At 72.0% G+C, this 8573-nt stretch carries 9 protein-coding genes and 1 pseudogene; 8 read left to right on the top strand and 2 right to left on the bottom strand.

The annotated features are described in order from the left end of the window. From pdxA to ROTAS13_RS14520, 5 genes are all read left to right on the top strand, one after another. Positions 1–827: 4-hydroxythreonine-4-phosphate dehydrogenase PdxA (pdxA, locus tag ROTAS13_RS14540; RefSeq protein WP_075822691.1), on the top strand; the 827-nt coding region annotated here is incomplete at its 5' end. Continuing rightward, positions 824–1558: a pyridoxine 5'-phosphate synthase gene (locus ROTAS13_RS14535; protein ID WP_058389723.1), complete on the top strand. Its 735-nt coding sequence runs from the start codon at positions 824–826 to the stop codon at positions 1556–1558. The genes pdxA and ROTAS13_RS14535, both read left to right, overlap by 4 nt. After that, a complete protein-coding gene (locus ROTAS13_RS14530) occupies positions 1555–2319 on the top strand; it encodes a 2OG-Fe dioxygenase family protein (RefSeq protein ID WP_075822690.1) in 765 nt (254 codons plus the stop codon). The genes ROTAS13_RS14535 and ROTAS13_RS14530 overlap by 4 nt, the downstream gene beginning before the upstream one ends. 125 nt (positions 2320–2444) lie before the next feature. After that, the gene (locus ROTAS13_RS14525; RefSeq protein WP_075822689.1) at positions 2445–2807 is read left to right on the top strand and encodes a YXWGXW repeat-containing protein; all 363 of its coding nucleotides are present in this window, start codon (positions 2445–2447) and stop codon (positions 2805–2807) included. After that, positions 2794–3759, top strand: a complete 966-nt coding sequence (locus ROTAS13_RS14520; protein ID WP_126281862.1) for a hypothetical protein — start codon at positions 2794–2796, stop codon at positions 3757–3759. Before ROTAS13_RS14525 ends, ROTAS13_RS14520 begins: the two co-directional genes overlap by 14 nt. 27 nt (positions 3760–3786) lie before the next feature. On the opposite strand, the gene xth is transcribed toward ROTAS13_RS14520, so the two are convergent. After that, a complete protein-coding gene (xth, locus tag ROTAS13_RS14515) occupies positions 3787–4557 on the bottom strand; it encodes an exodeoxyribonuclease III (RefSeq protein WP_019459867.1) in 771 nt (256 codons plus the stop codon). A gap of 18 nt (positions 4558–4575) precedes the next feature. After that, positions 4576–4950 (bottom strand): iron-sulfur cluster assembly accessory protein, encoded by a 375-nt coding sequence (locus ROTAS13_RS14510; RefSeq protein WP_075822687.1) that lies wholly within the window; start codon positions 4948–4950, stop codon positions 4576–4578. 248 nt (positions 4951–5198) lie between these two features. Between ROTAS13_RS14510 and ROTAS13_RS14505 the strand changes: the two genes are divergently transcribed. From ROTAS13_RS14505 to ROTAS13_RS14495, 3 genes and pseudogenes are all read left to right on the top strand, one after another. After that, a complete protein-coding gene (locus ROTAS13_RS14505; protein ID WP_037249989.1) occupies positions 5199–6344 on the top strand; it encodes a deoxyguanosinetriphosphate triphosphohydrolase in 1146 nt (381 codons plus the stop codon). 83 nt (positions 6345–6427) lie between these two features. Beyond that, the gene (gene argS, locus ROTAS13_RS14500) at positions 6428–8197 is read left to right on the top strand and encodes an arginine--tRNA ligase (RefSeq protein ID WP_075822686.1); all 1770 of its coding nucleotides are present in this window, start codon (positions 6428–6430) and stop codon (positions 8195–8197) included. After that, positions 8194–8573, top strand: a pseudogene (locus ROTAS13_RS14495) (hypothetical protein); the annotation flags it as partial. The gene argS and the pseudogene ROTAS13_RS14495, both read left to right, overlap by 4 nt.

Here is an 8573-nt window from a genome sequence, read left to right as displayed (position 1 = left end):
CCGGGGCCGCCACCCTCTTCCGGGAGCGCCTGCCGGTGCTGCCGGTGCCGCTCGCCGCGCCGGTCACGCCTGGGCGGCCCGACGCGGCGCATGCGCCCGCCATCCTGTCCTCCATCGAGACGGCCGTGCGGCTCGCCCAGGCGGGCAAGGCCGGCGGCCTCGTCACCAACCCGATCAGCAAGGCCTCGCTCTACGGCGCGGGCTTCGGCTTCCCGGGGCATACGGAATATCTCGGTGCACTGACCGGCCTCGCCGAGCCGCCAGTGATGATGCTGGCCTGCCCGGATCTGCGCGTGGTGCCGGTGACCATCCATGTCTCTCTGCGCCGCGCGCTGGCGGAGCTGACCACGGCGGAGATCCTCCGCACCGCCCGCGTGCTGCACCGCAGCCTCCAGGCGGATTTCGGCATTGCCGCGCCGCGCATCGCCGTGGCCGGGCTGAACCCGCATGCCGGGGAAGGGGGCGCCATGGGCGACGAGGAAGGGCGCATCGTCGTCCCGGCCATCGAGGCCCTGCGCGCCGGGGGGATCGACGCCTTCGGCCCGCTGCCGCCGGACACGATGTTCACGCCCCGCGCCCGTGCCGGCTATGACGCCGCGCTTTGCATGTACCACGACCAGGCGCTGATCCCGTTGAAGACGCTCGACATGGATGGCGGCGTGAACGTCACCCTGGGCCTGCCGGTGGTGCGGACCTCGCCGGACCATGGCACCGCCTTCGACATCGCCGGTCGCGGCATCGCCGAACCCGGCAGCCTCCTCGCCGCCCTGCGCATGGCGGCGGAAATGGCCGCCCGCCGCAACACCATTCCCGGAGCCGCCACATGAATCTTCCCATCCGGCTGGGTGTGAATGTCGATCACGTCGCCACGCTGCGAAACGCGCGCGGCGGCACGCATCCCGACCCGCTGGCCGCGGCGGTCCTGGCGCTGGAGAGCGGCGCCGACAGCATCACCGTGCATCTGCGGGAGGACCGCCGCCATATCCGCGACGCCGATGTCCGCCTCATGCGGGAGCGGCTGCAAGCCCCGATCAACCTGGAGATGGCCGCGACGGCGGAGATGACGGAGTTCGCCACCGCGATCCGTCCGCACGCCGCCTGCCTGGTGCCGGAGCGCCGGGCCGAGCTGACCACCGAGGGCGGCCTGGATGCCGCCGGGCTGGAGGCGCAGCTCGCCCCTGTCGTGGCGGCGCTGCGCGGGGCAGGGACGCGGGTCTCGCTCTTCCTCGACCCGGAGCCGCGCCAGATCGAGGCCGCCGGGCGGCTCGGCGCCGGAGCGGTGGAGCTGCACACCGGCACCTATTGCGAGGCAGCACCCGGCGCGGCGCGGGACCGGGAGCGGCTGCGCCTGGCCGAGGCGGCGCGGCAGGTCGCGGCGCTGGGCATCGAGTGCCATGCCGGGCACGGGCTGGACTATGTCACCGCCGCCGAGATGGCCGCCGTTCCGGAGATCGTGGAGCTGAACATCGGCCACTTCCTACTCGGCCAGGCGTTGTTCGATGGCCTGGGCGCCGCCGTGCGACGCATGAAGCAGGTGATGCTGGAGCACCGTCCATGACTGTGAATACCAGAAGGCGGGAGGAGCTGGCGGAGGCCATCCGCCAATCGGGCCATGTCTTCCTGCCCGGCCACGAGGTCACGCGCCTGCTCGACCCGGCGGGGGAGGCCCTGGCGAGCGCGCCCTGGAAGGAATTCGTGGCGAGTTGGAGCGACCTTCGTCCCGACACGCACATGGCCGATGGCGGCCGCTACCGCCTGCGCCGCCATGCCGTCTTCGGCGCGGCGCAGGGCGAGCCCCTGATCCAGGGGGCCCACCAGCCGCATTACCAGACCCTGCACCACAACCCGCTGAATGGCGGGCAGGAGCGATGGTTCGAGCCGGTGGATCCCGGCATCGCGGCCGGGGCGCCGCTGTCGCGCCTGCTGAGCGGGGCACGGGCGGTGTTCGAGATGGCCGAGGCGCCGCCGCCCCGCTGGCATGTGGAGATGCACCAGTTCCGCATCGAGGCGCGTCCCAACGCCGCCGGTAAGCCGACGCCGGAGGGCATGCACCGTGACGGCGTGGACTTCGTGCTGGTCACCCTGATCGGGCGCGAGAACGTGGCGGGCGGCGTGACCGGCATCCGCGTGGACGCCCAGGATGGCACCCTCCCCGGCGAGGCGAGCTTCACCCTGGAGAACCCGCTGGACACGGTTCTGCTGGACGACCGGCGGGTCTGGCACGGGGTGACGCCCGTGGTGCCGATCGACCCGTCGCGGCCGGGACACCGGGACGTGCTGGTGCTGACCTTCGCCCGGCAGGCGCCGCGCCGGGCGTGACCCCGCGCCGCCGGGAGGGATGGAAAGCGGGTGGGCCGTCTCTCCCGCTTTTCATCCGGCGGCACGCTCCGGGCAGGATGGCCATGGTGCATCCTGCCTGCCTTTCGCCCGGAGTCCCTACTCTCTTGCCGTTCCGTCCCGCTTTTTCCGCCGCCCATGCCGTGATGCGCCTCGCGGCTCCGCTCGCCACCCTGGCGCTGGTCGCCGGTTGTGTGCCGCCGCCTCAGCCGCTGCCCGCGATGCCGCCCCATGCCTCGCGGCAGCCCTACCCGCCGATCCCCGCCCTGCGTGTCGAGCCGGAGCCGCCGCGCCTGCCCGGCGCGGAGTATGTCTGGCAGCCCGGACACTGGCAGTGGGACGGCGTCGCCTATCGCTGGGAGCCCGGGCGCTACGTGCTCCGCCACATCGTGGGCGGGGGCACCTGGAGGCATGGCGAGTGGGTCTGGACCCGGGGTGGCTGGGCCTGGGAACCCGGTGGCTGGCGCTGACGCGGTGACGGGCAGGCTGCGTCGCCGCCACCTGCTCGGCGGGGCCCTGGGTTTCGGTGCGGCGGTCCTGGCGCCCGGCCCTCTATCGGCGCAACCGGCTCCGTTACCGGTCTCCGCGCGGGACGGCATTCCCGGGGATGCGCCGCGCTATACCGACCGGGCGCTCAGTGCGGTGCCGAACGAGGCGGCGATGCCGCGCCGCTTCTGGGCGCCCGGGCTGAACGAGGCCTATGTGCCGCAGGGCCTGACCGTGCTGGGCGAGGAGATCCTGGTCGCGGCCTATCAGAGCCTGACGCACGATCAGGCGGACGGCCCCTCGCGAGTCTTCCGGCTGTCGCGCCGGGACGGCAGCCTGCGGGGCAGCTTCGCGCTGCCGGAGGAATTCGGTCATCCCGGTGGCCTCGCCACGGACGGGCAGGTGCTCTTCGCCGCGAATTCGGGCATCGTCCTGGCGCTCGACGCCGCCAGCCTCGATGCGCCGGATGGGCCGAGGCCGCTTGCGACGCGGCGGGTGGACCGGTCGATGGGGCCGGCCTTCCTCGCCTGCGACGGCCGCTCCCTCTGGTTCGGTCCCTGGCGCAAGAGCGGCAGCCCGCGTCTCCATGCCGTGCCGGTGCAACGTTTCGTGGAAGGGGACGGTCATCCCGTCACCCCGGCCGATGCGGTACGTGATATCCCGCTGCCGCTCCGGGCGCAGGGAGCGGCGGCGGATGCCGAGGGGCGGATCTGGATCGCCTGCAGCGCCGGCGCCGCGCCGGGCGAACTGCACCGGCTGGACCCCGAGGATGGCACCCGGCTGGAAAGCCATGGCGCGCCTGGTGGGATCGAGGATCTGGGCTTCGACCGGGACGGGCTGCTCTGGTCGGTCAGCGAGGCGGGCTCGCAACGCTGGAACGGCTGGCCGACCTTCTTTCCGCTGGTCTTCGCCATGGATGTGACGCGGCTGCGATAGGCGCCCCGCCCGGGCGGGGAGCGAGGCTCAATCCGCCAGGTCGAACAGCACCGGCGCGTGGTCGGAGGGGCTTTCTGCCGCCCGGGCAGCGACGTCCACGGAGGTGCCGGTCAGCCGCTCCGCCAGTTCCGCCGAAAGCAGGGCATGGTCGATGCGCAGCCCCCGGTTCTGCTCGAAGGCCGGGCCATAGTCCCAGTAGGTGTAGATCGCCTCCTCCGGGTGCAGCGCCCGCACCGCGTCGGTCAGGCCCAGATTCACCAGGGCGCGGAAGGCGGCGCGGCTTTCCGGGCGCACCAGCGCATCGGTGGGCGGCAGGGTGCGCGGGGCGAGGTCGGCCTCGGTGGGGCAGACGTTGAAATCGCCCAGGATGGCCAGCGGCGTGAAGCGGTCCAGCCGCTCGGCGGTCAGGGCACGCAGCCGCTCCATCCAGCGCAGCTTGTAGGCATAGCCTTCCTCGCCGCGGGAATTGCCGTTGGGCAGGTAGATGCCGATCAGGTTCATCCCCGCCGCCCGCACCTCGATGAAGCGGGCATGGTCGTCCTCGGCCTCGCCGGGCAGGGTCTCGCCCAGCACCTCGAAGGGGATGCGCGAGAGCACCGCCACGCCGTTGCGCCCGCCGGGCTGGCCCACGGCGTGGCAGCGGTAGCCCAGGGCCTCGAACTCCATGGTCGGGAATTCCTCGGTCCTGCACTTCAGCTCCTGCAGGAAGACGAGGTCGGGCTGCTGCCGTTCCAGCATGTGGCGGAGGTTCGGCGCACGCTTGCGCGCCGAGTTCACGTTGAAGCTGCAAAGTCGCAAGGGAGGGGTGACGCCTTCTCAGCCGACCGCGAAGGAGACGCCGCAGCCACAGCCCGAGACGGCCTGCGGGTTGCGCACGGCGAAATGCGCGCCCATCAGCGCATCGGCCCAGTCCAGCTCCGCGCCCTGGAGGAAATCGAGCGAGACCGGGTCGATGAAGACCGGCGCGCCCGTCCCGTCCTCGGCCCGGACGACCGTGTCCCCGGCCTCGGGCTCGTCGGCGAGCTCGAACTTGTATTGCAGCCCGGAGCAGCCCCCGGCCTCGACCGCGAGGCGCAGCCCGGCCCGGGGGCGGCCCTCGCGGGCGGCGATCTCGGCGATCTGCCGGTGGGCGCGCGGCGTGGCGCGGAAGGGCGGGGAAGAGGGTGTCTGGCTACCGTCCGGCATGGTCATCGGGACTCCATCGGTCCCCTAGATAGGACGTCCCGCCACCGCTTTCCAACCGCCTATGCCAGATGAGGGCCATACGGGCGCGGAGCCGGGCGGGAAGGCGGGGTTGCCGCGCCCGCATGGCCGGTGCTAGGGCCGGAACCCCTTTTCCCTCAGATCCGAGCCCACTCCCCGTGCAGGACCCACATTCCGCGACCCGCTCCGGTTCGCCCGCCGGTCCCGACGGGACGTCCGGCCCTCTTCCTTCCGGCCTGGCCCCCTGGGCGGTGAACCCGGCGGCGTCGCGAGGGCGGTTGGTGGCCGAGCCGGGCAGCGGGGCGCGCTCCCCCTATCAGCGGGACCGGGACCGGATCATCCATTCCACCGCCTTCCGACGGCTGCAGTACAAGACGCAGGTCTTCATCTACCACGAAGGCGACGAGTTCCGGACGCGGCTGACCCATTCCATTGAGGTCGCCCAGATCGCCCGCTCCATCGCCCGGCAGCTGCGGCTGGACGAGGATCTGGCCGAAGCCCTGGCCCTGGCGCACGATCTGGGCCACCCGCCCTTCGGCCATGCCGGGGAGGAGGCGCTGAACGGGGTGATGCGCCCCTGGGGTGGCTTCGACCACAATGCCCAGAGCCTGAAGGCGGTGACGGCGCTGGAACGCCGCTATGCCGATTTCGATGGGCTGAACCTGACCTGGGAGACGCTGGAAGGGCTGGCCAAGCACAATGGCCCGCTGCGCCGCCCGCCACCCTATATCGCGGAGTACGACGCCCGGCATCCGCTGGAGCTGTCCACCCATGCCAGCGCCGAGGCGCAGGCGGCGGCGATCGCGGACGACATCGCCTACAACAACCACGACCTGGATGACGGGCTGCGGGCCGGGATCTTCACGCTGGAGGAGATCGCGCACCTGCCGCTGATCGCCGAGGCGCTGGAGGATGCGCGGGCGCGTGCGCCGGAGGGCACCTCGCGGAGCCGCCTCGCGGCCGAGATCATCCGCCGGGTGATCAATGCCATGGTCAACGACGTGGTGACCGAGGCGCAGCGCCGCATCGCCATCCTGGAGCCGCGCAGCGCCGACGACATCCGTGCCGCCGCCGCGCCGGTGGTGGTGTTCAGCGCCCGCATGACGGCGCTGAACGAGGAGACCCGGGCCTTCTTGCGCGAGCGCATGTACCGCCATTGGCGGGTGAACCGCACGGCGCAGAAGACCCGGCGCGTGCTGCAGGTGACCTTCTCCCTGCTGCATGGCGGGCCGGACATGCTGCCGCCGGAATGGCGCGCCCAGGCAGACGGGCCGGGCAGCGCGCGCACCGCGGCGGTGGTCTGCGACTATATCGCCGGCATGACCGACCGCTTCGCCCTGGAGGAGCACCGGCGCCTCACCGACCCGAACATGCCCGGATAGGCGCGGCCGGAGGTTTCCCCCCGGGAGGCCATGACGCTAGAGAGACCCTTCTTGCCCCGCGGCAAAGCCCACTAGGAACTTCCATGTCACAGGACGTTTTCCAGACCCTGCGTGCCGAGGTCGTCGCGCAGCTCCGCGCCATCCTGCCGGACCTGCCGGAGGAGGCGCTCGCCCGCGTCCTGGTGGAGCCACCGCGCGACCCCTCCCATGGCGACATGGCGACCAATGCCGCGATGGTGGTGGCCAGGCAGGCGAAGCTGCCGCCGCCGAAGCTGGCCGCCGAGCTGGCGGCACGCCTGGCGGCCTCGCCCCTGGTGGCCGAGGCCGCGCCGGCCGGGCCGGGCTTCGTGAACCTGCGGCTGCGTGAGGCCGTGCCGCGGGCCCAGATCCCCGTCGTGCTGCGGGCCGGGGAGGCCTATGGCGACGGCGGGCTGGGCGGCGGCCGCAAGGTGGACGTGGAATACGTCTCCGCCAACCCGACCGGGCCGATGCATGTGGGCCATTGCCGCGGCGCCGTGGTGGGCGACGCGCTGGCCAACCTGTTGGCCAAGGCCGGCTGGGACATCACCAAGGAATACTACATCAACGATGCCGGGGCACAGGTGCAGGCGCTCGCCTGGGCGGCCTACTGGCGCTACCTCCAGGCCCTCGGCACCACGCTGACCGAGGAGGAGTTCGCGGCGCAGGTGCCCGGCGGGCTGCAATATCGCGGAGAGTACCTGATCCCGGTCGGCGAGGCGCTGAAGGCGCAGTTCGGCGACAGCCTGGCACCCGGCGCGGCGCCCGCCGATCCCGCGCTCTGGCTCGACGCCGTGCGCGCCTTCACCATCGACGCGATGATGGCCGAGATCCGCGACGACCTCGCGGCGCTGGGCGTGAGCTTCGACGTCTATATCAGCGAGGCGCAACTCGTCCGCGACGGCGTGGCGGACAAGGCGATCGCCGAGCTGGCGGCCAAGGGCTATGTCTACGAGGGCGTGCTGGAGCCGCCCAAGGGCAAGACCCCCGACGACTGGGAGCCGCGCCCGCAGACGCTGTTCCGCTCCACGCAGTTCGGCGACGACGTGGACCGGCCGCTGCGCAAGAGCGACGGGTCGAACACCTATTTCGCCAACGACATCGGCAACCATGCCGACAAGATCGCGCGCGGCTTCGACGAGCTGGTGCAGGTCTGGGGCGCCGACCATGGCGGCTATGTCAAGCGCATGCAGGCGGCGGTGAAGGCGCTGTCGGGCGACCGGCCGGTGCCGCTGGACGTGGTGCTGGCGCAGATCGTCAAGGTGATGAAGAACGGCGAGCCGGTGCGGATGAGCAAGCGCGCCGGCACCTATGTCACCCTGCGCGACCTGATCGACGAGGTCGGCAAGGACGCGGTCCGCTTCACCATGCTGACCCGCAAGGCCGATGCCCAGATGGAATTCGACCTGGACAAGGTGGTCGAGCAGTCGCGCGACAACCCGGTCTTCTATGTCCAGTACGCCCATGCCCGCTGCCGCTCCGTGCTGCGCCAGGCAGGGGACCCGGCACACGCGGAACTGGCGGAAGCCTCGATGGATTCGCTCTCCGATCCCGCCGAGATGGCGCTGATCCGGCGCATCATGGCCTGGCCCCGCACCGTGGAGGCCGCTGCTGCGGCGCGGGAACCGCACCGGATTGCGTTCTATCTGGGTGACTTGGCGGCGGACTTTCACCTATTGTGGAACCGGGGCCGCGATGACGCGACCCTGCGCTTCATCCGGGAGGAAGACCCGGCCGCCACGCGCGCGAGGCTTGCCCTCGTCGCCGCCACGGCCATGGTGATCCGCTCGGGCCTGCGCGTCATGGGGGTGACGCCAGTCGAGGAGATGCGGTGAGCGAATTTCATACCGTCCCGTCCTATCGGGTTCAGCGCCAGAGCAGTGGGGGATTGCCCTGGCGCATGTTGGCCATGGCCGGCGGGCTGACCGCTGTGCTGGGGGTCGGCGCGGCGGCCGTGTGGGGCGTGTCGCGCGCCGTGTCCAACGGCGTCCCGGTCATCGAGGCCGATAGCCGGCCATTGCGCATCCGCCCGGACGATCCCGGCGGATTGCGCGTCGCCAATCAGGGCGAGCGCATCTTCGAGACGCAGAACCAGCCGCAGCGGGCGCGTTCGGCTCAGCCGGGCGTACCGGCCCAGGCGCAGGTCGCCCCGGCGCCCGAGCAGCCGGACCTGGACGCCCTGCGGCAGGCGGCCCAGGCCTCGCGCATGGC

Origin of the sequence: Roseomonas sp. TAS13 (assembly GCF_001950415.1) — a bacterium.
Classification (GTDB): Bacteria; Pseudomonadota; Alphaproteobacteria; order Acetobacterales; family Acetobacteraceae; genus Roseomonas; species Roseomonas mucosa.
This window is presented reverse-complemented; position numbering and strand designations above follow the sequence as displayed.